Genomic DNA, 23,148 nt, shown 5'->3' with positions numbered 1-23,148 from the left:
CATGACAGACGCACTCAAGCGGCTGGCCGACGAAGGCGTCGCGATCTGGCTCGACGACCTCTCCCGCAAGAGGATCACCTCCGGCAATCTGGCCGAGCTGATCGACCAGCAGCATGTCGTAGGCGTCACCACCAACCCGTCGATCTTCCAGAAGGCGATCTCCGGCGGCGACGGCTACCAGCAGCAGGTGGCCGACCTCGCCGTCCGCGGGCTCACCGTCGAGGAAGCCGTCCGCATGATCACCACGGCGGACGTCCGCGACGCGGCCGACATCCTCCGGCCGGTGTACGAGGCGACGGGCGGCCAGGACGGCCGGGTCTCCATCGAGGTCGACCCGCGCCTGGCCCACAACACGGCCGCCACCATCGCCGAGGCCAAGCAACTGGCCTGGCTGGTGGACCGGCCCAACACCTTCATCAAGATCCCGGCCACCGAGGCGGGGCTGCCCGCGATCACCGAGGTGATCGGCCTGGGCATCAGCGTCAATGTCACGCTGATCTTCTCCCTGGAGCGGTACCGCGCGGTCATGGACGCCTTCCTGGCCGGTCTGGAGAAGGCCAAGGCCGCGGGTCTTGACCTGCAGAAGATCCACTCGGTGGCGTCCTTCTTCGTCTCCCGCGTGGACACCGAGATCGACAAGCGCATCGACAAGATCGGCACCGATGAGGCCAAGGCGCTCCGCGGCAAGGCCGCCGTCGCCAACGCGCGCCTCGCCTACCAGGCGTACGAAGAGGTCTTCAGCTCCGACCGCTGGGCCGTCCTGGACCGGGCGAACGCCAACAAGCAGCGTCCGCTGTGGGCCTCGACCGGTGTCAAGGACCCGGCGTACAAGGACACCATGTACGTCGTGGATCTGGTCGCCCCCGGCACCGTCAACACCATGCCGGAGGCCACCCTGGAGGCCGTCGCCGACCACGGCGAGATCCGCGGAGACGCCGTGCGCGGCACGTACGAGCAGGCCAAGGCCGACCTCGACGCGCTGGCCGGGATCGGGATCTCCTACGACGACGTCGTCCAGGTGCTGGAGGACGAGGGCGTCGAGAAGTTCGAGTCCTCCTGGAACGACCTGCTGAAGTCCACCGAGGCGGAGCTCAAGCGCCTCGCACCCTCGGAGGCGTGAAACCGTGAGCAGCAGCAATCCGCTGCGTGACCCACGAGACCGGCGGCTCCCGCGCATCGCGGGGCCGTCCGGCCTCGTGATCTTCGGCGTCACGGGCGACCTGTCCCGTAAGAAGCTGATGCCCGCCATCTACGACCTGGCCAACCGCGGCCTGCTGCCCCCGGGCTTCTCACTCGTCGGCTTCGCCCGCCGCGACTGGGAGAACGAGGACTTCGCCCAGGTCGTGCACGACGCGGTCAAGGAACACGCGCGGACCCCGTTCCGCGAGGAGGTCTGGCAGCAGCTGGCCGAGGGGTTCCGCTTCGTCCCCGGCGTGTTCGACGACGACGAGGCGTTCGTCCAACTGCGGGCGACCATAGAGGAGCTCGACAAGGCGCGCGGCACCGGCGGCAACTTCGCCTTCTACCTGTCGGTCCCGCCGAAGTTTTTCCCCACCGTCGTCCAGCAGCTCAAGAAGCACGGGCTGTCGCACGGGCAGGGCGACTCCTGGCGGCGCGCGGTCATCGAGAAGCCCTTCGGCCACGACCTGAAGAGCGCCCAGGATCTCAACCAGGTCGTCCACGAGGTCTTCCGGCCCAGTGACGTCTTCCGGATCGACCACTACCTGGGCAAGGAGACGGTCCAGAACATCCTGGCGCTGCGCTTCGCCAACACGATGTTCGAGCCGATCTGGAACCGGTCGTACGTCGACCATGTACAGATCACGATGGCCGAGGACATCGGCATCGGCGGACGCGCGGGCTACTACGACGGCATCGGCGCGGCCCGCGACGTCATCCAGAACCACCTGCTGCAGCTCCTCGCGCTGACCGCCATGGAGGAGCCCGCCTCCTTCGACGCGTCCTCCCTGGTCACCGAGAAGCTGAAGGCGCTCAGGGCGGTCAAGCTGCCCAAGGACCTGGGCAAGCACACGGTGCGCGCGCAGTACGCCCCCGGCTGGCAGGGCGGTGAGGAGGTGCACGGCTACCTCGAGGAGGAGGGCATCGACCCCCACTCGAAGACCGACACCTACGCCGCGATCAAGCTGGAGATCGACAACCGCCGCTGGGCGGGTGTCCCCTTCTACCTGCGCACCGGCAAGCGGCTGGGGCGGCGGGTCACCGAGATCGCGGTGGTCTTCCAGCGCGCCCCGCACTCCCCCTTCGATGCCACCGACACCCAGGAGCTGGGGCAGAACGCCCTGGTCATCCGGGTGCAGCCGGACGAGGGCGTCACCATCCGGTTCGGCTCCAAGGTGCCCGGCACCTCCATGGAGATCCGGGACGTGACGATGGACTTCCAGTACGGCGAGTCCTTCACCGAATCCAGCCCCGAGGCGTACGAGCGGCTGCTGCTCGACGTCCTCCTCGGCGAGGCGAACCTCTTCCCCCGCCATGAGGAGGTCGAGCAGTCCTGGCGGATCCTGGACCCGATCGAGGAATACTGGGACCAGCACGGCAGGCCCGAGCAGTACACCTCCGGGACCTGGGGGCCGAAAGCCGCGGACGAGATGCTCGCACGAGACGGACGGAGCTGGCGGCGGCCATGAACATCGATCTCACGGACACCACGTCCAGCCGGATCAACTCCGCTCTGGTCCAGGCACGCCGGGCCACCGGTACCCCGGCCGTGGGCATGGTGCTCACCCTCGTCATCGTCACCGACGAGGGCAACCACTACGACGCGCTGCGGGCGGCGAGCGAGGCGTCCAAGGAACACCCCTCGCGCACCCTGGTCGTCATCAAGCGGCCGGGCCGGTCGCCGCGCGACCGCAAGATGGCCCGGATGGACGCCGAGGTACGGGTCGGCGGCGAGACCGGCACCGGCGAGACGGTGCTGCTGCGGCTGCACGGCGAACTCGCCAACCACGCCTACTCGGTGGTCCTGCCGCTGCTGCTGCCGGACGCCCCGGTGGTGGTGTGGTGGCCGGAGGACGCCCCGGAGCACCCCGCCGAGGACCTGCTCGGGCAGCTGGCCCAGCGCCGGATCACCGACGCCCAGGCCACCGAGGACCCGGTCGCGGCCCTCGGGCTGCGGGCCGCCACTTACACCCCGGGCGACACCGATCTGGCGTGGACCCGGATCACCCCGTGGCGCAGCGTCCTGGCCGCGGCCCTGGACCAGCGGCACTCCCCGATCACCTCCGCGGTCGTCGAGGGCGAGGCGTACAACCCGAGCAGCGAGCTGCTCGCGCTGTGGCTCGCCCAGCGGCTGGAGGTCCCGGTGGACCGGCAGGTCTCGGAGGGCCCCGGGCTGACCGCGGTACGGCTGGAGACGGCCGACGGCGTGATCTGCCTGGACCGGGCGAACGGCTCGCTGGCCGAGCTGGCGATGCCGGGCCAGCCCGACCGGCATGTGGCGCTGCAGCGGCGTGAGATGTCGGAGCTGATCGCCGAGGAGCTGCGCCGGCTGGATCCCGACGAGAGCTACGAGTCGTCGGTGAAGTTCGGCGTGAGCAAGCTGGGCAAGGGCGGCGTGGGGACGCTGGAGCGGGACGCCAAGGCCGCCCCGGCGACCCAGGTGGTGCCGCCGGGCCGTCCTCCGCTGCCGCACCGGGATCCGGAGACGCCGTCGGAACACGCGCCGGGGTCGCCGAAGAACCCGCCGCAGGCACCGGCGCAGCCGCCGGTTCCCAAGCCCCACCCCCCGAAGTCCCAGGAGCGGAAGGCGGACGGGAAGGCGGACACATGACCGCACCACAGGTGGTCGTCCACCGCGACAAGGAGCTGATGGCCCAGGCCGCGGCGGCCCGGCTGATCACGAAGATCGTGGACGCCCAGGCCGCCCGCGGCTCGGCCTCGGTCGTCCTGACCGGCGGGCGCAACGGCAACGGCCTGCTGGCCGCGCTCGCCGCCTCCCCGGCGCGCGACGCGGTCGACTGGTCGCGGCTGGACCTGTGGTGGGGCGATGAGCGGTTCCTGCCCGACGGCCATGCGGACCGCAATGTCACGCAGGCCCGCGAGGCGCTGCTGGACGCGGTGGAGCTGGACCCGGCGCGGGTGCACGCGATGCCCGCGTCCGACGGGCCCCACGGCGGCGATGTGGACGCGGCGGCCGAGGCGTACGCGGCCGAGCTGGCCCGGGCCGCGCGGCCGGAGAACCACGGCGCGGCGCCGTCGTTCGACGTGACTCTGCTGGGCGTCGGCCCGGACACCCATGTGGCCTCGCTCTTCCCCGAGCTGCCCGCCGTCCGGGAGACCGAGCGGATGGTGGTCGGGGTGCGTGGCGCGCCCAAGCCGCCGCCGGTACGGATCTCGCTGACCCTGCCCGCGATCCGCGCGGCACGGGAGGTGTGGCTGCTGGCGGCCGGTGAGGACAAGGCGAAGGCGGTCACGATAGCCCTGTCGGGCGCCGGGGAGCTGCAGGCTCCGGCGGCGGGCGCGCGCGGCCGGGGCCGGACGCTGTGGCTGCTGGACCGGGCCGCGGCGGCGGGGCTGCCGCGCGAGCTGTATCCCCCGGCGTCGCCGTAACCCTCGTACCGCACACGGTCCCCCGGGCGCTTCGGTCGCCCGGGGGATCGTTCATGTCTGCCGTAAGGGCCTCAGCGGCCGCGCAGCGAGCGGTAGGTGGCGACCAGGTGCTCGGTGGAGGCGTCCAGGCCGGGCACCTCGGCGCCCTCGGTCAGGGCGGGCTCGACGCGCTTGGCGAGCACCTTGCCCAGCTCCACTCCCCACTGGTCGAAGGAGTCGATGTTCCACACCGCGCCCTGGACGAAGACCTTGTGCTCATAGAGGGCGACCAGCTGGCCCAGCACCGACGGGGTCAGCTCCTGGGCGAGGATCGTGGTGGTGGGGCGGTTGCCGTCGAAGGTCTTGTGCGGCACGAGCTCCTCGGGCACCCCCTCGGCGGCGACCTCCTCGGCGGTCTTGCCGAAGGCCAGCGCCTGGCCCTGGGCGAAGAGGTTGGCCATCAGCAGGTCGTGGTGGGGCTCCAGGCCGGGCGGCAGATCCTTCACCGGCCGCGCGAAGCCGATCAGATCGGCCGGGACCAGCTTGGTGCCCTGGTGGAGCAGCTGGTAGTAGGCGTGCTGGCCGTTGGTGCCGGGGGTGCCCCAGACGATGGGGCCGGTCTGCCAGCCCACGCGGTTGCCGTCCCGGTCCACATGCTTGCCGTTGGACTCCATGTCCAGCTGCTGCAGATAGTCGGTGAACCGCGACAGATAGTGGCTGTACGGCAGGACGGCATGCGCCTGGGCGCCGTGGAAGTTGTCGTACCAGATGCCCAGCAGGCCCATCAGCAGCGGGACGTTCCGCTCCGGCGGGGCGGTGGAGAAGTGCTCGTCGACCAGGTGGAAGCCGGCCAGCATCTCGCGGAAGCAGTCCGGGCCGATGGCGACCATCAGGGAGAGGCCGATGGCCGAGTCGTAGGAGTAGCGCCCGCCGACCCAGTCCCAGAACCCGAACATGTTGTCCGTGTCGATGCCGAACTCGGCGACCTTCTCGGCGTTGGTCGACACCGCCACGAAGTGCTTGGCGACGGCCTCCTGACCGGCCCGGAGCCCGGTCAGCAGCCAGTCGCGGGCGGAGACGGCGTTGGTGATGGTCTCGATGGTGGTGAAGGTCTTGGAGGCGACGATGAACAGCGTCTCGGCGGGGTCCAGGTCGCGCACCGCCTCGTGCAGATCCGCGCCGTCCACATTGGAGACGAACCGGAACGTCATCGAGCGGTCGCTGTAGGGGCGCAGCGCCTCGTAGGCCATCTTCGGGCCCAGATCGGAGCCGCCGATGCCGATGTTGACGATGTTCTTGATCTGCTTGCCGGTGTGGCCGGTCCAGTCGCCGGACCTGACGCGGTCGGCGAAGACGGCCATCTTGGCGAGCACGGCGTGCACTTCACCGACGACGTCCTGCCCGTCCGCCTTGATCTCCGCGGAGTGCGGTGCGCGCAGCGCGATGTGCAGCACCGAGCGGTTCTCGGTGGTGTTGATCCGCTCGCCGCGGAACATGGCGTCGCGCAGCTCGGCCACCTTGGTGGCGCTCGCCAGTTCGCGCAGCAGCCGCAGGGTCTCGTCGGTCACCAGGTGCTTGGAGTAGTCGACGTGGAGATCGCCGACCTGAAGGGTGAGACGGCGCCCGCGCTCCGGGTCGCCCGCGAACAGGTCGCGCAGATGCGCGTCGCCCAGCTCCTCGCGGTGTGCGGCCAGCGCCTGCCATTCCGGCAGCTGGTCCAGCCTGGTGCGGCCTTCCATGTTCATCTCGGACATCAGCCCACTTCTCGTCGGTACCTGGCCCCCGTGGCCACCAACCTAATTGATGACGGGCCGCATTCCCGGAACGAGGGCCGCCACCCCGCAGACGAAGAGCGCGGCGGCCCCCAGCGCGGGGGTGTTCAGCCCCCACGCCTCGGCCATCACCCCGCCCAGCAGCGCGCCGAGCGGGGTGCCCGCGATCGACAGGGTGCGGAAGGCGGAGCTCACCCGCCCGAGTGCCCCGTCGGGGCTGCGCTGCTGCATCATCGTCACCTCGGTGACGTTCCAGACGATCCCCGCGAAGCCGAAGAGGCCCATGGCGGCGACCGCGACCGGCAGGCTCCGTATCGCCCCGAGGGCGACCAGGGCGCCGATCTGGGCGGTGCCGCACACCACGAGGGCACGGGCGCGCCCCAGCTTCTCGGTGAGCCGGGCGGCCACCAGGCCCCCGGCCACGCTGCCGATCCCGTAGACCGTGATGACGGCCGCGTAGCCGGTGTTCCCGGCGTCCAGCCAGCGGGTGATGTGCAGCACCAGGGTGGCGATGAGCGCGCCGATGCCGATGTTGCACAGCGTGGTGGAGGCGCACAGTGCCCGCAGTGTGCGGTCCCGCCACAGCACGGCCAGGCCCTCGGCGATATCGCGCCGCAGCGACCCGCCCGGCGGGCGCGGGGCCCGCTCAGGGGGTGTCGCCCCCAGCGAGGCGACCAGCGCGGCGGCGGCGAGATAGGTGGCCGCGTCCGCCGCGTACGGCATCGCGGCGCCGAGGCCGAGCAGCACCGGCACCAGCGGGGCGCCCACGAACCGGCCCATGACCTCCTGCCCGGTCATCAGCCGGGCGTTGGCCCGGCCCAGCGCCTCCTGCCCCACCACGGACGGCAGCAGCGCCGTGGCGGCGTTGTCGAACAGGGTCTGCAGCGTGGTGAGGGCGAAGGCGAGGGCGAGCAGCAGCCCGATGGTGGCCCGGTCCAGCCACACCGCGACGGCGAACCCCGCCATCAGGACGGCCCGCACGCCGTCCACCGCCCACATCGCCCGCCGCTGGTCCACCCGGTCCGCGATCGCCCCGCCGATCAGCCCGAACAGCAGCCAGGGCAGGAAGCCGCAGGCGGTCACGAGCGAGACCAGCACCGGCGAATCGGTCAGCGAGACGGCCAGCAGCGGCAGCGCCGCACCCCGCAGCGCGTCCCCGAACCGGGAGACGACCGCGGCCGCCCACAGCCGCCCGAACCCCCCGCGCCACGCGGGCCCCGCCGGTTTCCCGGCGCCCAGCTCACCGGCGTCCACCGCGGCCATGACGATCCCCCCTCCGCCCCCTGCGTCGGCCCCCACCCGGCGAGACGGCTCCCCCCGGTGATCCAGCACCCCACGACCGTAGCCCGCACCACTGACAACGGCCCGGCCGCGCACCCCTCGCAGGAGGTGCCCGGCCGGGCCGTCGTACCGCGTTGTGTGTCTAGATCTCGCCCCGGAGCTTGGCGAGTGCCTCGGCGAGGATCGCCTCGCCGTCGGCGTCGCTGCGCCGCTCCCGTACGTACGCCAGGTGCGTCTTGTACGGCTCGGTGCGCGGCGGGTCCGGCGGGTTGTCCCGGTCCTTGCCGGCCGGGAAGCCGCAGCGGGGGCAGTCCCACGTGTCAGGGATCTGCGCGTCGCTGGCGAAGCTCGGCACGGTCTCATGCCCGTTCGAGCACCAGAAGGAGATGCGCAGGCGCGGCGCCGATTCGCCTCGCTCGGCTTCTCCCATCGGCCCCGCCCCGACCCGACTTCCACGGATCGCGTTGCCACTTGCCACGGTCGTAACTCCCTGCGTGATGGTGCCGCGAAGCCTCGATTGGCAGCTTCGCCGCCCGGCGCCCCAGTCTACGTAAGGCCCAACGCGCGTCCAGTGAGAGGAGTTACACCCGTCACCGCGGACGCCATGCCATCATAGGCCGCATATGGGCCCCGCTGACGACGGTACGTCAGTTATCGGGCGTCAGCCGGGCCCCGTACGGGCCCCGCCGGACCCTCAGTCGAGCTTCATCAGCAGCCCGAGCACGACGATGCAGACGAACCACAGCAGCCCGACCACCACGGTGATGCGGTCCAGGTTGCGCTCGGCGACCGAGGAGCCGCCCACCGAGGACTGCATGCCGCCACCGAACATGTCGGACAGGCCGCCGCCCTTCCCCTTGTGCATGAGCACCAACATCATCAACAGGAGGCTGAAGATGATGAGGGCGATCGAGAACCCCATGATCACGGCTGGACCAACCTTCTCGGGCTTGTACGGACGTCGGGGGCCGGACGGTGCGATTCCCACCGCCTCGACCCCCGACAGGGTACGACGACGCGCGCGCTAGGGCCTACTCACTGGTCGCGGAAACGAACGATCTTGACGAATTCGTCCGCGTCCAGCGAGGCGCCGCCGATCAGGGCGCCGTCCACGTCCGGCTGGGCCATGATCGCGGCGACGTTCCCGGACTTCACCGAGCCGCCGTACTGGATCCTGACCTTGTCGGCGACCTCCTGCCCGTAGAGCTCGGCGAGCCGGCCGCGGATGGCCCCGCAGACCTCCTGGGCGTCCTCGGGGGTCGCGACCTCGCCGGTGCCGATCGCCCAGACCGGCTCGTAGGCGATCACGACGGTCTCGGCCTGCTCGGCCGGGACGTCCTTCAGGCCGCCGTCCACCTGGGCGAGGGTGTGCGCGACCTGGTTGCCCGCCTTACGGACGTCGAGGCCCTCGCCGACGCACAGGATCGGGGTGAGGTCGTTGCGGAAGGCCGCCTTGACCTTGGCGTTGCACAGCTCGTCGGTCTCGTCGTGGTACTGGCGCCGCTCCGAGTGCCCGACGACGGCGTAGGTGCACTTGAGCTTGGCCAGCATCGGGCCGGAGATCTCGCCGGTGTAGGCGCCGGAGTCATGCGCCGAGATGTCCTGGGCGCCGTACTTGATCTTCAGCTTGTCGCCGTCGACCAGGGTCTGCACGGACCGCAGATCGACGAAGGGCGGCAGCACCGCGACCTCCACGGCCTCGTAGTCCTTGTCGGCGAGCCCGAAGGCGAGCTTCTGGACGTGGGCGATGGCCTCGAGGTGGTTGAGGTTCATCTTCCAGTTGCCCGCCATCAGCGGCATACGGTCACTCACGGTGTTCAGTCCTCCAGTGCGGCGAGGCCGGGGAGCGTCTTGCCCTCGAGGTATTCGAGGCTCGCTCCACCGCCGGTCGAGATGTGGCCGAAAGCGTTCTCGTCGAAGCCCAGGATGCGTACGGCCGCGGCGGAGTCGCCGCCGCCGACCACGGTGAAGGCCGGGCAGTCCACGAGCGCCTGGGCCACGGCCCGGGTGCCCTCGGCGTAGTCGGGGTGCTCGAAGACGCCCATGGGGCCGTTCCAGAAGACGGTGGCCGCGTCGGCCAGCTTCGAGGCGTACAGCTTGCGGGTCTCCGGGCCGATGTCCAGCCCCTGGAGGTCGGCCGGGATCGCGTCCGCGGCGACGAGCCGCGGGTGCGCGGGGGCCTTGGTCTTCAGGTCCGGGAATTCGGGCGCGGCCGTGACATCGACCGGGAGCACGAACTCCACACCGCGCTCCTCGGCCCGGCGCAGATAGTCCTGGACCGCCGGGACCTGGTCCTCCTGCAGCAGCGAGCCGCCGACCTCGTGGCCCTGGGCCTTGAGGAAGGTGTAGGCCATACCGCCGCCGATCAGGATGCGGTCGGCCTTCTCCAGGAGGTGGTCGATCACGCCGAGCTTGTCGGAGACCTTGGCGCCGCCGAGGACCACCGCGTAGGGCCGCTTGACGTCCTCGGTGAGCTTCTTCAGGACCGTGAGTTCGGCGGCGATCAGGTCGCCCGCGGCGTGCGGCAGCCGCGCCGGGAGGTCGTACACCGAGGCGTGCTTGCGGTGGACCGCGCCGAAGCCGTCGCCCACGTAGAGGTCGGCGAGGGCGGCGAGCCGGTCGGCGAAGGCGCCGCGCTCGGCGTCGTCCTTAGCTGTCTCACCGGCGTTGAAGCGCAGGTTCTCCAGCAGCGCGACCTCGCCGTCGCCGAGCCCCGCCACGGTGGTCCGGGCGCTCTCGTCCACGGTGCCGGTCGCGAAGGCGACCTGCTTGCCGAGGAGTTCACCGAGCCGCCGGGCGACCGGGGCGAGCGAGTACTGGGGGTCCGGGGCGCCCTTGGGGCGGCCCAGGTGCGAGGCGACGATCACCTTGGCGCCCCGGTCCAGGAGCTTGGTGATCGTCGGGACGGCGGCGCGGATCCGGCCGTCGTCGGTGATCGTCTCGCCGTCGAGCGGGACGTTCAGATCGGCGCGGACGAAGACCCGCTGCCCGGCGACCTGAAGATCGTCAATCGTCTTCACAGGGATGACTCCTTGATCATGGATCGGGGCCCGTTACGACGGCGTCGTAGCGGGCCCCGTTCCCTAGCTCATCGGGACAGCGGTCAGAGCCGGCCGCCGACGAAGACGGTCAGGTCGACGAGGCGGTTGGAGTAGCCCCACTCGTTGTCGTACCAGCCGACGACCTTGACCTGCTTGCCCTGGACCATGGTCAGGGAGGAGTCGAAGGTGCAGGACGCGGGCCAGTTGACGATGTCCGAGGAGACGATCGGGTCCTCGGTGTACTCGAGGATGCCCTTGAGCTGACCCTCGGCGGCCTTCTGGAAGGCGGTGTTGATCTCGTCCTTGGTGACCTCGCGGTCGAGCTCCAGGACGAGGTCGGTGACCGAGCCGGTCGGGACCGGGACGCGCATCGCGATGCCGTCCAGCTTGCCCTTGAGCTGCGGGAGGACCAGCGCGGTGGCCTTGGCGGCACCGGTGGAGGTCGGGATGATGTTCTCGGCCGCCGCGCGGGCGCGACGCAGGTCCTTGTGCGGGAAGTCCAGGATGCGCTGGTCGTTGGTGTACGCGTGGACCGTCGTCATCATGCCCTTGACGATGCCGAAGCTCTCGTCGAGGACCTTGGCCATCGGCGCCACACAGTTGGTGGTGCAGGAGGCGTTGGAGATGACGTGGTGGTTCGCCGGGTCGTACTTGTCCTGGTTGACGCCCATCACGATGGTGATGTCCTCGTTCTTGGCGGGCGCGGAGATCAGGACCTTCTTGGCACCGGCGGCGAGGTGCTTGGCGGCGTCCTCGCGCTTGGTGAAGATGCCGGTGGACTCCACCACGATGTCGGCGCCGAGCTCGCCCCACGGAAGGGCGGCCGGGTCACGCTCGGCCATCGTCTTGAAGGTCTGGTTGCCCACCGTGATGGTGTCCTCGGTGTGGCTGACCTCGTGCTTCAGCCGACCGAGAATGGAGTCGTACTTGAGCAAGTGGACCAGGGTGGCGTTGTCGGTCAGGTCGTTGACACCGACGATCTCGATGTCCGCGCCCTGCTCAAGGAGCGCGCGGAAGTAGTTGCGACCGATGCGGCCGAAGCCGTTGATGCCTACGCGGATCGTCACGAACCGATCTCCTCGTTGGTGTGCCGGTCTGGACGCCGGCGAACGTGTATGGGATGTCCCCGACCGCCTCCGACCCTACCGCTATCACGGGACGTACGTGACATTGGCATCGGCGGCCCATGACCACCGGAAAGTGGTACGGACCGCCGATTCAGTCACGATGTGTCACGCGCTGTCAACGACGCAGCGCACGTAGCGCGTCGCCCACCAGCCGGGCCCTCTGGGCGGCGTCCGGGACGTGCTCCAGGCCGAATCCCAGCAGCACGGTGTCCCGCGTGGTGACGCCCGCGACGGTGTGGAAGAGCTCCCGGGAGCGGGACCAGTCCCCGGCGTTCGCCGGGCTGCCCTCCGGTGCCCCCGGCAGCGTCCAGGGGCCGAGCGCGGTCTCGAAGCCCTCGGAGTCCTGGGCCGTGCCGCCGACGGTGAACTCGGTGCCGTCCACGAAGGCGCCCCGGCCGCCGGTGCCCGGGTCCGTGACGTACGAGAGCGCCAGCTCGACCTTCTTGCCCGCGTAACCGCTCAGGTCCAGCGAGACCGGCCGCCATCCCTCCGAGGAGCCCGTCAGGCTGTTCCAGGAGCCCGTGCTGCCCCGCGCGGCGCAGCCGTTGTCGCCGGGGGTCAGGTAGTGCTTCAGGAACGGGTGCAGGTTCAGCAGGAAGCCCGCCTCGCACTCGGTGGGCACCTTGGTGGAGGAGCCGCCGTTCGCGTCGGGGAGGGTGGTCCAGTCGTCCTGGCCCGCGGTGCGCGCCTCGATGATCACATGGTCGTAGCCGGGCTCGGTGTCATAGCTGAGCCGGAAGTCCAGGGCCGGTTTGCCGGCGGCGGACACACCGGTGAGGTCCACCGTGCGGGACAGCCGCATCCAGGAGTTGTCGCGGTGGCCCGCGGCCGCCATCCAGTCGCCCTCATAAGGCTGGTACGGGGTGCGCGCGTTCGGGTACTCCCCCGCGCCCGCGCTGCGGAACTGGGGGAATTCCTCGGGCGGCAGCACATCGGAGGTGACGGTGTAGGCGCCCGCGGCGTCCAGGGGGTTGCCCGGGGCGTCGCCGAGGTTCGCGCCGGCGCCCGCGAGCTCGCCGGCGCCCTGGAAGGCGGTGGGCGACTTCAGGGTGAGCCGGCTGTCGGCCCCCAGGTAGTACTGGCTGAAGTCGTCGGTGTCGGCTGGTCCCACCTCGGAGCTGCCGCCCGCCCGTTCACCGGTGGTGATCAGCTTGCCGCCTTCGTTGAGGAAGTCGCGCACCGCGAGCAGGGTCGGGCCGCCGGGCCGCTCGGCGCCGGTGTACCAGAGCACGGTCTTGAAGTGGCCGAGCACTCCGAGCGCGGACGGCGCCCCCTGGGTGGCCACGTCCCAGACGGCCGCCTTACGGCCGTTGTCGGCCAGCGCCCGGGTGTACGCGGCGGTGTGCCGGGCCGCAGAGGTGCCGCCCTCCTCGGCGATCACCAGCGTGTCGGCGCGGGGCCGCTTCGCCACGGCGTAGGTGAACGGCTCGCTCGCGGTCCGCTTGCCGCTCTTCGTACGGCCGGTGAACCAGACCTTGACCTTCTGCCCGGGGTCCGCGCCCTTGACGGCGGCGCGGTACTGGTCGAAGCGGATGTTGTCCTCACCGCCGTAGGTCTCGCCGCCCCGCCACGCCTTCAGCGGCGCGGTGTGGGTACGGCCCCCGTTCACGCGGTAGTTGAGCTTCTTGTCGCGAACGCTTCTGCGGACGGTGACGGAGACGTCCTGGTCGGCACCGCGTGCGTACGACGTGGTGAAGGCGTCCGGGGTGAAGTCGGGCGCGGTGAGACCGACGGACGAGGACGGCCGGTCGGGGTGTTCGGCGGTCTCGGCGACGGAGAGCGCGAACGGGATGTTCTTGGTGAACTCCTGAGCGATCAGCTTCTCGTCGTCCGGGAAGGTGAAGACGGACGCGCAGTCGCGCGGCTGCCAGGCGTCGTTCGGGTCGACGTCGGAGGCGGTCTGACACGTCGACATCTCCGGGGTGAACATCATCATCCCGTTGACGTTCGCCGCGTGGCCGTCGGCCTCGCCGTTGGTGGTGTACAGCTCGGAGGAGACCTGCGGGTGGTAGCCGGGGATCGCGGAGTGCTCCGGGGTGCCGGCGAGGGACGTGTAGAGGACGTCGTCCGGGGTCGGGGTGGCGACCTGCCAGCCGACGCCGTAGAGCAGCAGTTCGGCGGCCGAGTGGTAGTTGATGCCGTAGGTGAAGCCGATGCGCTTCTCGAAGGCGTCCAGCGCCCTGGTCTCCGGCTCGGAGGCGGGGGCCGGACCCCGGTAGGTCTCATCGGCCGGATCGGCGGACGAACCCTCGTTGTCGTAGCCCCACTTGTAGCGGAAGTTGCGGTTGAGGTCGACGCCGTCGCCCGAGGTGATCTTGCCGTCGCCGTTGTTGTCGCGCAGGTTCTTGCGCCACTGGCGGTTGGCCGGGCTCTGATGCGTGTAGTCGTAGCCGTCAGGGTTGGCGGACAGCACGAACCACAGCTCCGTGCGGTCCACGATCCTGGTGACGCGGTCGTCCTTGCCGTAGTTGTCGAGGTAGTAGTGCATCAGCCGGCGGGTCATCTCCGGCGTGATCCACTCACGGGCGTGCTGATTGGACATGTAGAGCACCGACGGCTTGCTGCCGTCGCGGGTCTTCGCGGCGCCCTTGCTCAGCTTGAGGGCGAGGATGTCCTTGCCCTGGCCGGTCTTGCCGATGCTGACGACCTTGGTGAGGCCGGGGTGCGCCCGGCCGGTCTCGACGATCTCCTGTTTCAGCCCGCCCTCGCCGCTGTAGGGGCGGAAGACGCCGTCACCGGCCGCCTTCAGGCGGTCGCGGCTCTGTGCGGAGATCTTCTTCTCGGTGATCCGCACGCCCTTGCCGCGCAGTGCGGCGGCCTGCTCGGCGGTGAGGTAGAGCTCGACCGGGCCGGTGCCCTTCTCGGGCACCCGCCGCCCCAGCTCGGTGCCGTCCGCCCCGGCGCGGAGCAGCAGCGGAATCTGATCCTTGGTGACCTGGGCGGTCCATACGGACAGCCCGTCACCGGCGGAGTCCGCCTGCGGTTGCGCGGGGGCCGCGGGTGCCGCGGCCAGTCCCCCCAGGAGCAGCGCGGCCAGTGCCACCACCGCGCCGCTCGATCTCACCGTGCGTCTGAGCTTCATGAGCCCCCCTGGCTTTCGTGTGAAGACACGCGGGTGCGCAGCGCTCCAGACTTGTCACGACACATGGTCATGTCAACAGCGGCGCGCGGAACCGCTGTCCCATGCCCCGGAACGCACTACGCCCCGGGATCGCTCATGTGATCCGGGGGCGTGGGGTGCGGCTCTCGTACGGCTTGTCGGGCCGTCAGCTGATGGGGGGCCGTCAGGTCGTAGGGCTGCAGCTGATGGGCACGTCAGCTCGCAGGGCGGTCAGCTCGCGGGACGGTCAGCTCGTGCGGCCGTCAGCTCATAGGACCGGTCAGCCGACCATGCCCTCGGCCATCTCCTCGGTCAGGCTGGACTCGGTGCCGGGGATGCCCAGGTCCTGGGCGCGCTTGTCGGCCATGGCCAGCAGCCGGCGGATACGGCCCGCGACGGCGTCCTTGGTCAGCGGCGGGTCGGCGAGGGCGCCCAGCTCCTCCAGGGACGCCTGCTTGTGCTCCATGCGCAGCCGCCCGGCCGCGGCGAGGTGCTCGGGCACCTCCTCGCCCAGGATCTCCAGGGCGCGCTGCACCCTGGCCCCGGCCGCGACGGCGGCGCGGGCCGAGCGGCGCAGATTGGCGTCGTCGAAGTTGGCGAGGCGGTTGGCGGTGGCCCGCACCTCGCGGCGCATCCTCCGCTCCTCCCAGGCGAGGACCGACTCATGCGCCCCCAGTCGCGTCAACAGCGCGCCGATGGCATCACCGTCCCGGACGACCACCCGGTCCACCCCGCGCACCTCGCGCGCCTTGGCGGCGATCTGCAGCCGGCGGGCGGCGCCGACCAGGGCGAGCGCGGCCTCCGGACCGGGGCAGGTCACCTCCAGGGAGGACGAGCGGCCGGGTTCGGTGAGCGAGCCATGGGCGAGGAACGCCCCGCGCCAGGCGGCCTCGGCGTCGCAGGTGGCCCCGGAGACGACCTGCGGCGGCAGCCCGCGGATCGGCCGGCCGCGGCCGTCGACCAGGCCGGTCTGCCGCGCCAGCTGGTCACCGCCCGCCACCACCCGCACCACGTACCGGCTGCCGCGGCGCAGCCCGCCGGGGGCCATCACCACCAGATCCGAGGAGTGGCCGAAGATCTCCAGGATGTCCTTGCGGACCCTGCGGGCCGCGATCCCGGTGTCCAGCTCCGCCTCGATCACGATGCGCCCGCTGACCAGGTGCAGCCCGCCCGCGAACCGCAGGATCGCCGAGACCTCCGCTTTCCGGCAGCAGGTCCGGGTGACGGGGAGCCGGGAGATTTCGTCCTTCACCGCTGCCGTCATCGCCATGGGCCGATCCTTCCATGCATCCGAAAAATACGGTCGTACGCGGCCGCCAGAAGCTCCGGGTCATGCTTCGGGGCACCGTCGGTCGCGGCCACCGGCGCCAGCTCGACCGTGCCGCCCAGCCGCTTGGCTGCGTCGCACAGACTGCTCTGGTCGGGGACGGCGGCCTCGTCGGCCAGCACCACGTCGAAGGCGAGTTTAGGGGCGTGTCGGGCCAAAACCTCCAAATGACGCTGCGGGGAGAAGCCATCGGTTTCTCCCGGCTGAGGGGCGAGGTTCAGCGAGAGCACCCGCCGGGCCTTGGTCTCGGTGAGCGCCTTGAGCAGTTCGGGGACCAGCAGGTGCGGGATCACGGAGGAGAACCAGGAGCCGGGCCCCAGCACCACCCAGTCGGCGTCCATGACCGCCTCGACGGCCTCGGGGACGGCCGGCGGATCGTGCGGCACCAGATGGACCGACTGCACCTCGCCGGGGGTGAGCGCCACGGTGGCCTGCCCGGCGACGGTGGAGACCTCGTCCGGGCGCGCCGGGTCATGGCCCCGGACGTACGCCTGGAGCTCCAGGGGGACGGCCGACATGGGCAGCACCCGGCCGTGGGCGCCCAGCAGCTTGCCGACCAGGTCGAGCGCCTTCACATGGTCGCCGAGCTGCTCCCACAGGGCGACGATCAGCACATTGCCGACCGCGTGGCCGTGCAGATCGCCCTCGCTGGCGAAGCGGTGCTGGATGACCCGCGCCCAGGTCTGGCCCCAGTCGTCGTCGCCGCACAGCGCGGCCAGGGCCTTGCGCAGATCGCCGGGCGGCAGCACGCCCAGCTCGTCGCGGAGGCGTCCGCTGGAGCCCCCGTCGTCGGCCACGGTGACGACGGCGGTCAGATCGCCGGTGATCCGGCGCAGCGCGGCGAGCGACGCCGACAGGCCCATGCCGCCGCCGAGGGCGACGACCTTGGGCTGTGCGCCCCGGTTCGCCCGCGCCCCGACCAGCCGCCGCAGCCGATTGCTCCGAATGGTCACTCGCGCCCCATGTCCCGGTGGACGATGACGGTCTCCACTCCCTCGGCGGCCAGCCGCGGGGCGAGCCGCTCGGACATCGCGACGCTGCGGTGCTTGCCGCCGGTGCAGCCGACGGCGATGGTCACATAGCGCTTGCCCTCGCGGCGGTAGCCCGCGGCGATGAGCTGGAGCAGCTCCGCGTAGCGGTCCAGGAACTCCTTGGCGCCGGGCTGGTTGAAGACATAGCTGGAGACCTCCTCGTTGAGCCCGGTGAAGGGGCGCAGCTCGGGGACCCAGTGCGGATTGGGCAGGAAGCGGCAGTCCACCACCAGATCGGCGTCGACCGGCAGGCCGTACTTGTAGCCGAACGACATCACGGTGGCCCGCAGCTCGGGCTCCTCCTCGCCCGCGAACTGGGCGTCCATCTTGGCGCGCAGCTCATGGACGTTGAGGCTGGAGGTGTCGATCACCAGATCGGCGTCCCCGCGCAGCTCGCGCAGCAGATCGCGCTCGGCGGCGATGCCGTCCACGATCCGGCCGTCGCCCTGGAGGGGGTGCGGGCGGCGCACGGACTCGAAGCGGCGCACCAGGGCCTCGTCGGACGCCTCCAGGAACAGCACGCGCCGCTTGACGTTCTTGGCGGCGAGGTCGGCGAGGGACTCGCGGAGGTTGTCGAAGAAGCGGCGGCCGCGGACGTCCACCACCACGGCGATCCGGGCCACATTGCCCTGGGAGCGGGCGCCCAGGTCGACCATGGTGGGGATCAGCGCGGGCGGCAGGTTGTCCACGACGAACCAGCCGAGGTCCTCCAGACATTTGGCGGCGGTGCTGCGGCCCGCGCCCGACATTCCAGAGATGATCACCAGCTCGGGGATGGCCGCCGCCTCGGCGGACTCGCCCGACGTGCCCGTATTCACCTGCGCTCCGTCTCCATGGTTCTCGTGCTCGGTCATGGTCTGGTCCCCCCGTTCGACGACGCCGCGCCGGCGGCCTCGTCCTCAATGATCTCTCCTGTGGCGGTGTTCACGGCGGGCGCGGCCGGGGCGGACCCGGCGAGCGCCGCGGCGACCGTCTCGGCCGTCTTACGGCCGACGCCGGGCACCTCGCAGATCTGCTCGATCGTCGCGGCGCGCAGCCGCTTGACCGAGCCGAAGTGCTTGAGCAGGGCCTGCTTACGGCTGTCGCCGAGGCCCGGAACGGTGTCCAGCGGCCCGGCCTTCAGCGACTTGGCGCGCTTGCTGCGCTGGTAGGTGATGGCGAAGCGGTGGGCCTCGTCGCGGACCCGCTGGAGGAGGTAGAGCCCCTCGCTGCTGCGGGGCAGCACCACCGGGTCCTCCTCGTCCGGCAGCCACACCTCCTCGAGCCGCTTGGCGAGACCGCAGACGGCGACGTCGTCGACGCCGAGCTCGTCCAGCGCCCGCTTTGCGGCGGCCACCTGCGGCTTACCGCCGTCGACCACGACGAGCTGGGGCGGGTAGGCGAACCGCTTGGGCCTGCCCTCCTCGTCGGTCGGGCCGGAGGGCCCCTGGTCGGGTCCGTCGGGTCCGTCGATGGGCTGCCCGGCGGTCCCGGCGGTCCCGGGAGTCTCGACGGCCCCGGGAGTCTCGACGGCCCCGGGAGTCTCGGTGGCCTCGGAAGTCCCAACGGCCCCGGATGTCTCGGTGGCCACGGGAACCCCGGAAGCCCCGGCGGCTTCCTCCTGCCACTCCCCCGTCTTCTGCTTCTCCTGCAGATAGCGGCGGAAGCGGCGGCTCACGACCTCGTGCATGGAGCGGACATCGTCCTGCCCGGCGAAGCTCTTGATCTGGAAGCGGCGGTACTCACTCTTCCGGGGGAGCCCGTCCTCGAAGACCACCATGGAGGCCACCACGTCATCGCCCTGGAGATGGGAGATGTCGAAGCACTCCACGCGCAGCGGAGCGGAGTCCAGCCCCAATGCCTCGGCGATCTCCTCCAGCGCCCGGGAGCGGGTGGTGAGGTCGGAGGCGCGCTTGGTCTTGTGCAGCGCGAGCGCCTGCTGGGCGTTGCGCTGGACGGTCTCCATGAGGTCCTTCTTGTCGCCGCGCTGCGGGATGCGCAGATCGACCCGGGATCCCCGGCGCCCGGCGAGCCACTGGGTGACCGGCTCGGCCGGTTCCGGCACGGCGGGCACCAGGACCTCCTTGGGGACCGCGTCGCCGCGCTCCTCCCCGTACAGCTGCTGGAGGGCGTGCTCGACCAGCCCGGCGGTGTCGACGGCCTCGACCTTGTCGGTGACCCAGCCGCGCTGACCGCGCACCCGGCCGCCGCGCACGTGGAAGATCTGGACGGCCGCCTCCAGCTCGTCCTCGGCGACCGCTATCAGGTCGGCGTCGGTGGCGTCGGCGAGCACCACCGCGTTCTTCTCCATGGCGCGCTTGAGCGCCCCTATGTCGTCACGGAGCCGGGCCGCCTTCTCGTACTCCATCTCCTCCGCGGCCTCGTGCATCCGCTGCTCCAGGCGGCGCAGATAGGTGCCGGTGCGCCCGGCCATGAAGTCGCAGAACTCCTCGGCCAGTTGGCGGTGCTCCTCGGCGGTGACACGGCCGACGCAGGGGGCCGAGCACTTGCCGATGTAGCCGAGCAGACAGGGGCGGCCGATCTGGGCGGAGCGCTTGAACACCCCGGCGGAGCAGGTCCGGACGGGGAACACGCGCAGCATCAGGTCGACGGTCTCGCGGATGGCCCAGGCGTGGGCGTACGGGCCGAAGTAGCGCACGCCCTTCTTCTTGGCGCCGCGCATCACCTGGACCCGGGGGAACTCCTCGTTGAGGGTCACGGCGAGGGAGGGGTAGCTCTTGTCGTCGCGGTACTTGACGTTGAACCGGGGGTCGAACTCCTTGATCCAGGAGTACTCGAGCTGCAGGGCCTCGACCTCGGTGGAGACCACGGTCCACTCCACGGCGGCGGCCGTGGTGACCATGGTGCGGGTCCGCGGGTGGAGGTTCGACAGGTCCTGGAAGTACGACGAGAGCCGCTGGCGCAGGCTCTTCGCCTTTCCAACGTAGATCACCCGGCCGTGCTCGTCACGGAACTTGTAGACCCCCGGCGAGTCGGGGATCTGTCCCGGCTTGGGGCGGTAGCTGCTCGGGTCGGCCATGGTCACCACCCTACTTGCGGGGAGTGACACATCCGGTGCCCTCGGGACGCGGTTCGGTGAGGTCCAGTGGGATTCGGGGATTCCGCGGCCCGCCCGGGCGCGCGCCGGGCGGCCGGGCGGGCATCGTCCGCCCAGACGTCGCCGGCATCGTCCGCCCGGACGTCGCCCGCTCAGGAGCCGCCGACGTAATCCGCTCAGTCCTCGGGGCCCGCGACGAGCCGTCCGCCCTTCGCGGTGACCGGGACCGACGGCAGGGGCTTGTCCGCGGGTCCCTGGACGACCTTGCCGGTGCGGGCGTCGAACTGGCTGCCGTGGCAGGAGCAGTTGATCTTGCCGCCCTCGACCGTGTCGACGACGCATCCGGCGTGGGTGCACACCGCACTGAACGCCGTGAACTCGCCCTTGGCGGGCTGGGCGACCACCACCCGCTGCTCGCGGTAGATCTTGGCGCCGCCGACCGGCACGCCACCGGCCGGACCGAGCTCGACGGGGGCGGTGGGCGTCGGGGACGCCTGCTTGCCCGATCCGTCCGGCGAGCAGGCCGCCGCCCCGAGCCCGGCGGCTCCGGCCAGTGCGGCGCAGCACAGCACGGTTCGGCGGGAGGCGGGCTGGCTGGACATCTGCGGCTCCTGGGGGTGTGACGGCCCTCCGACCATACCGGCACAGATCCTTCCGTTCGCCGCCGCCCCCGGAGAGGGCGTAAACGCTTGCGCAAACGTTTACGCCGGACGCCCGATGCGATACGTTACGTGCCCCCAGCAGGGCCCGGCAGCCCGACGGCCCCGACTCCCCCGTGGACCGGCTCCCCCTCGGACCGCCCCCGACGACGATCTCCAACGTTAAGGACCGCAGCGGATGGCAACCATGGTCGATGTCGCCCGTCGCGCCGGGGTGTCCGTGGCCACCGTCTCGCATGTGCTCAACGAGACCCGGCCGGTCCGCCCCGGCACCCGTAAGGCCGTGCTGGACGCCATCGACGACCTCGGGTACATCCCCAACACGCTGGCGCGCTCCCTGGTGACCGCGCGCACCCGCTCGATCGGCCTGGCCGTCTCGGCGATCAGCAATCCGTACTTCACCGAGCTCCTCCAGGGCGTCGAAGCCAGCGCCCTGGAGCGGGGCTATGGTCTGCTGATCGCCGATCCGCACGACGACCCCGAGCATGAGCTCACCGTCGTCCGGCTGCTCCATGAGCGGCGGGTGGACGGTGTGATCGTCGCCCCGTCGGCCGAGCCCGCCGGGCTGCTGGAGTATCTGGCCCGCCGTGAGATCCCCGCCGTATTCCTCGACCGGCTGGTCGGCGACGCCCATGACCAGGTGTGCGCCGAGAACGCCCGCCCGGTCGAACAGTTGGTCGACCATCTCGCCGATCTCGGCCACACCCGCATCGGACTGGTCGCGGGACTGCCGGGGCTGAGCACCACCACCGAGCGGATCGCGGGCTACCGGGCCGGTCTTGAGCGGCACGGGCTGCCGTTCCGCCCCGGGCTGCTGGCCGGGGGCCACTCCGAGGCGCGGGGCGCGGCGGACGCCGTCCACCGGCTGCTGGCCTCCCCCGAGCCGCCCACCGCGATCATCACCGCGAACAACGCGATGACCATCGGTGCGCTGCGCGCCCTGCGGACGGCGGGGCTGAGCGTGCCGGACGATCTCGCGCTGGTCTGCTTCGACGACTTCTCCTGGGCGGATGTCTTCTCCCCCGGGCTCACCGCGATCTCCCAGCCCAGCCGGGAGGTCGGCGCCACCGCCGTCCGGCTGCTGCTCGAGCGGCTGGAGAACCCGGGGCGGCCGCCGCGCACCGTCCGGCTGCCCTGCGCCTTCGTCCACCGCACCTCGTGCGGCTGTGTGGCCGAAGCCCTCGACCGACCGCTCCCCGGAAACCCCGGACTCGCCGGAAAGGACCCCGTCTCGTGATCGTCGTCGCCGGAGAAGCCCTGATCGACCTCGTGCCCGAGCGCACGTCGAGCGCCGCGGCGGGTGACCGGCTGCCCGCGCTGCGGCCGGCGCGCGGCGGCGGCCCGTACAACACCGCGCTGGCGCTGGGGCGGCTCGGCTCGCCCACCGCGTTCTGCTCCCGGGTCTCCACGGACGGCTTCGGCGAGGCGCTGCTGGAGGGCCTGCGGAAGGACGGCGTGGACACCGCGCTGGTGCAGCGCGGTGAGGAGCCCACGACCCTGGCCGTCGCCTCCATCGGGGCCGATGGCTCGGCCGGGTACGGCTTCTATGTGCAGGGCACCGCGGACCGGCTCTTCACCCTGCCGCCGTCCCTTCCCGAGGGGGTGAGCGCGCTGTCGCTGGGCACCTGCTCACTGGTGCTGGAGCCGGGCGCGAGCGCGTACGAGGAGCTGCTGCGGCGCGAGGCCGCACGCGGGGTCTTCACCACGCTGGATCCCAATATCCGCACCGGTCTGATCCCCGACGCCGACGCCTACCGGGCCCGCTTCCGCGGCTGGCTGCCCCATGTCGGCCTGCTGAAGCTGTCCATAGAGGACGCGAGGTGGCTGGCCGACTCGGAGGACGCGGGGGATGTCGAGAGGGCCGTGGGCGCGTGGCTGGCGGCGGGCCCGGCGGCCGTGGTGCTCACCCACGGCGGGGAGGGGCTGAGCGTACGGCGGCAGGACGGCTCGGTGATCTCGGTGCCGGGCGAGCGGGTGGACATCGTGGACACCATCGGGGCGGGCGACACCGTGAACGCCGCGCTGCTGCACCGGCTGGCGGGGCACCAGGCGCTGTCGGCGCCCGCGCTGGCCAAGCTGGACGAGGCGGCCTGGCGGGATGTGCTGGGCTTCGCCGCCCGCGCCGCCGCGATCACCTGCTCCCGCGCGGGCGCGGAGCCGCCCTACGCGTCCGAGCTGGCCTGAGCCCGCCGTTACGCCCGCGCTCGCGCCGCGCCCGGGTCGGT

At 71.3% G+C, this 23,148-nt stretch carries 19 protein-coding genes; 6 read left to right on the top strand and 13 right to left on the bottom strand.

Features of this window, described 5'->3' with window-relative positions; all coding sequences use genetic code 11:
• Position 1 precedes the first annotated feature (1 nt).
• From tal to pgl, 4 genes are read left to right on the top strand one after another with little or no spacing between them, the layout of a single operon-like run.
• Entirely contained in the window at positions 2-1,120 is a 1,119-nt protein-coding gene (tal, locus tag ACZ6TD_RS35030; RefSeq protein WP_471344583.1) for a transaldolase, read from the top strand.
• A gap of 4 nt (positions 1,121-1,124) precedes the next feature.
• Positions 1,125-2,648: a glucose-6-phosphate dehydrogenase gene (gene zwf, locus ACZ6TD_RS35025; RefSeq protein WP_413810192.1), complete on the top strand. Its 1,524-nt coding sequence runs from the start codon at positions 1,125-1,127 to the stop codon at positions 2,646-2,648.
• The gene (opcA, locus tag ACZ6TD_RS35020) at positions 2,645-3,790 is read left to right on the top strand and encodes a glucose-6-phosphate dehydrogenase assembly protein OpcA (RefSeq protein WP_471344582.1); all 1,146 of its coding nucleotides are present in this window, start codon (positions 2,645-2,647) and stop codon (positions 3,788-3,790) included. The genes zwf and opcA overlap by 4 nt, the downstream gene beginning before the upstream one ends.
• Positions 3,787-4,569 carry a 6-phosphogluconolactonase gene (gene pgl, locus ACZ6TD_RS35015; protein WP_471344580.1) on the top strand — a complete coding sequence of 261 codons (783 nt, stop codon included), beginning with the start codon at positions 3,787-3,789 and terminating at the stop codon, positions 4,567-4,569. Before opcA ends, pgl begins: the two co-directional genes overlap by 4 nt.
• Before the next feature lie 71 nt (positions 4,570-4,640).
• Here pgl and pgi read toward each other — a convergent pair whose 3' ends face one another.
• From pgi to ACZ6TD_RS34950, 13 genes are all read right to left on the bottom strand, one after another.
• Positions 4,641-6,293: a glucose-6-phosphate isomerase gene (pgi, locus tag ACZ6TD_RS35010; RefSeq protein ID WP_471358306.1), complete on the bottom strand. Its 1,653-nt coding sequence runs from the start codon at positions 6,291-6,293 to the stop codon at positions 4,641-4,643.
• Between the two features lie 51 nt (positions 6,294-6,344).
• Positions 6,345-7,583, bottom strand: a complete 1,239-nt coding sequence (locus tag ACZ6TD_RS35005; protein WP_471344578.1) for an MFS transporter — start codon at positions 7,581-7,583, stop codon at positions 6,345-6,347.
• A gap of 160 nt (positions 7,584-7,743) precedes the next feature.
• The gene (locus ACZ6TD_RS35000; RefSeq protein ID WP_020872210.1) at positions 7,744-8,031 is read right to left on the bottom strand and encodes an RNA polymerase-binding protein RbpA; all 288 of its coding nucleotides are present in this window, start codon (positions 8,029-8,031) and stop codon (positions 7,744-7,746) included.
• Between the two features lie 264 nt (positions 8,032-8,295).
• Positions 8,296-8,523 carry a preprotein translocase subunit SecG gene (secG, locus tag ACZ6TD_RS34995; protein ID WP_014059875.1) on the bottom strand — a complete coding sequence of 76 codons (228 nt, stop codon included), beginning with the start codon at positions 8,521-8,523 and terminating at the stop codon, positions 8,296-8,298.
• A 113-nt stretch (positions 8,524-8,636) separates the two neighbouring features.
• The gene (gene tpiA, locus ACZ6TD_RS34990; protein WP_470005137.1) at positions 8,637-9,413 is read right to left on the bottom strand and encodes a triose-phosphate isomerase; all 777 of its coding nucleotides are present in this window, start codon (positions 9,411-9,413) and stop codon (positions 8,637-8,639) included.
• Between the two features lie 5 nt (positions 9,414-9,418).
• On the bottom strand, positions 9,419-10,621 hold the full coding sequence (locus tag ACZ6TD_RS34985) for a phosphoglycerate kinase (RefSeq protein WP_471344576.1): 1,203 nt from the start codon (positions 10,619-10,621) through the stop codon (positions 9,419-9,421).
• An 83-nt stretch (positions 10,622-10,704) separates the two neighbouring features.
• Positions 10,705-11,709 (bottom strand): type I glyceraldehyde-3-phosphate dehydrogenase, encoded by a 1,005-nt coding sequence (gene gap / locus ACZ6TD_RS34980; RefSeq protein ID WP_037949670.1) that lies wholly within the window; start codon positions 11,707-11,709, stop codon positions 10,705-10,707.
• 175 nt (positions 11,710-11,884) lie between these two features.
• A complete protein-coding gene (locus ACZ6TD_RS34975; RefSeq protein WP_471344573.1) occupies positions 11,885-14,851 on the bottom strand; it encodes a M14 family metallopeptidase in 2,967 nt (988 codons plus the stop codon).
• A gap of 298 nt (positions 14,852-15,149) precedes the next feature.
• Positions 15,150-16,139: a DNA-binding protein WhiA gene (gene whiA / locus ACZ6TD_RS34970; RefSeq protein ID WP_065958444.1), complete on the bottom strand. Its 990-nt coding sequence runs from the start codon at positions 16,137-16,139 to the stop codon at positions 15,150-15,152.
• On the bottom strand, positions 16,130-17,149 hold the full coding sequence (locus ACZ6TD_RS34965; protein WP_471344571.1) for a gluconeogenesis factor YvcK family protein: 1,020 nt from the start codon (positions 17,147-17,149) through the stop codon (positions 16,130-16,132). Before ACZ6TD_RS34965 ends, whiA begins: the two co-directional genes overlap by 10 nt.
• The gene (rapZ, locus tag ACZ6TD_RS34960) at positions 17,146-18,081 is read right to left on the bottom strand and encodes an RNase adapter RapZ (protein WP_137977472.1); all 936 of its coding nucleotides are present in this window, start codon (positions 18,079-18,081) and stop codon (positions 17,146-17,148) included. Before rapZ ends, ACZ6TD_RS34965 begins: the two co-directional genes overlap by 4 nt.
• Positions 18,078-20,246, bottom strand: coding sequence for an excinuclease ABC subunit UvrC (gene uvrC / locus ACZ6TD_RS34955; protein ID WP_471344570.1), 2,169 nt, complete (start codon positions 20,244-20,246; stop codon positions 18,078-18,080). Before uvrC ends, rapZ begins: the two co-directional genes overlap by 4 nt.
• A gap of 194 nt (positions 20,247-20,440) precedes the next feature.
• The gene (locus ACZ6TD_RS34950; protein ID WP_471344568.1) at positions 20,441-20,866 is read right to left on the bottom strand and encodes a Rieske (2Fe-2S) protein; all 426 of its coding nucleotides are present in this window, start codon (positions 20,864-20,866) and stop codon (positions 20,441-20,443) included.
• A gap of 235 nt (positions 20,867-21,101) precedes the next feature.
• On the opposite strand from ACZ6TD_RS34950, the gene ACZ6TD_RS34945 reads away from it, so the two are divergent.
• Together ACZ6TD_RS34945 and ACZ6TD_RS34940 are read left to right on the top strand one after the other, a co-directional pair.
• A complete protein-coding gene (locus ACZ6TD_RS34945) occupies positions 21,102-22,160 on the top strand; it encodes a LacI family DNA-binding transcriptional regulator (RefSeq protein WP_471344566.1) in 1,059 nt (352 codons plus the stop codon).
• The gene (locus tag ACZ6TD_RS34940) at positions 22,157-23,107 is read left to right on the top strand and encodes a carbohydrate kinase family protein (RefSeq protein WP_471344565.1); all 951 of its coding nucleotides are present in this window, start codon (positions 22,157-22,159) and stop codon (positions 23,105-23,107) included. The genes ACZ6TD_RS34945 and ACZ6TD_RS34940 overlap by 4 nt, the downstream gene beginning before the upstream one ends.
• The last annotated feature ends 41 nt before the right edge of the window (positions 23,108-23,148 follow it).

Source organism: Streptomyces yongxingensis (genome assembly GCF_055597465.1).
Note: the sequence above shows the minus strand (reverse complement) of the source record. Positions and strands in the feature narration are given on the sequence as shown.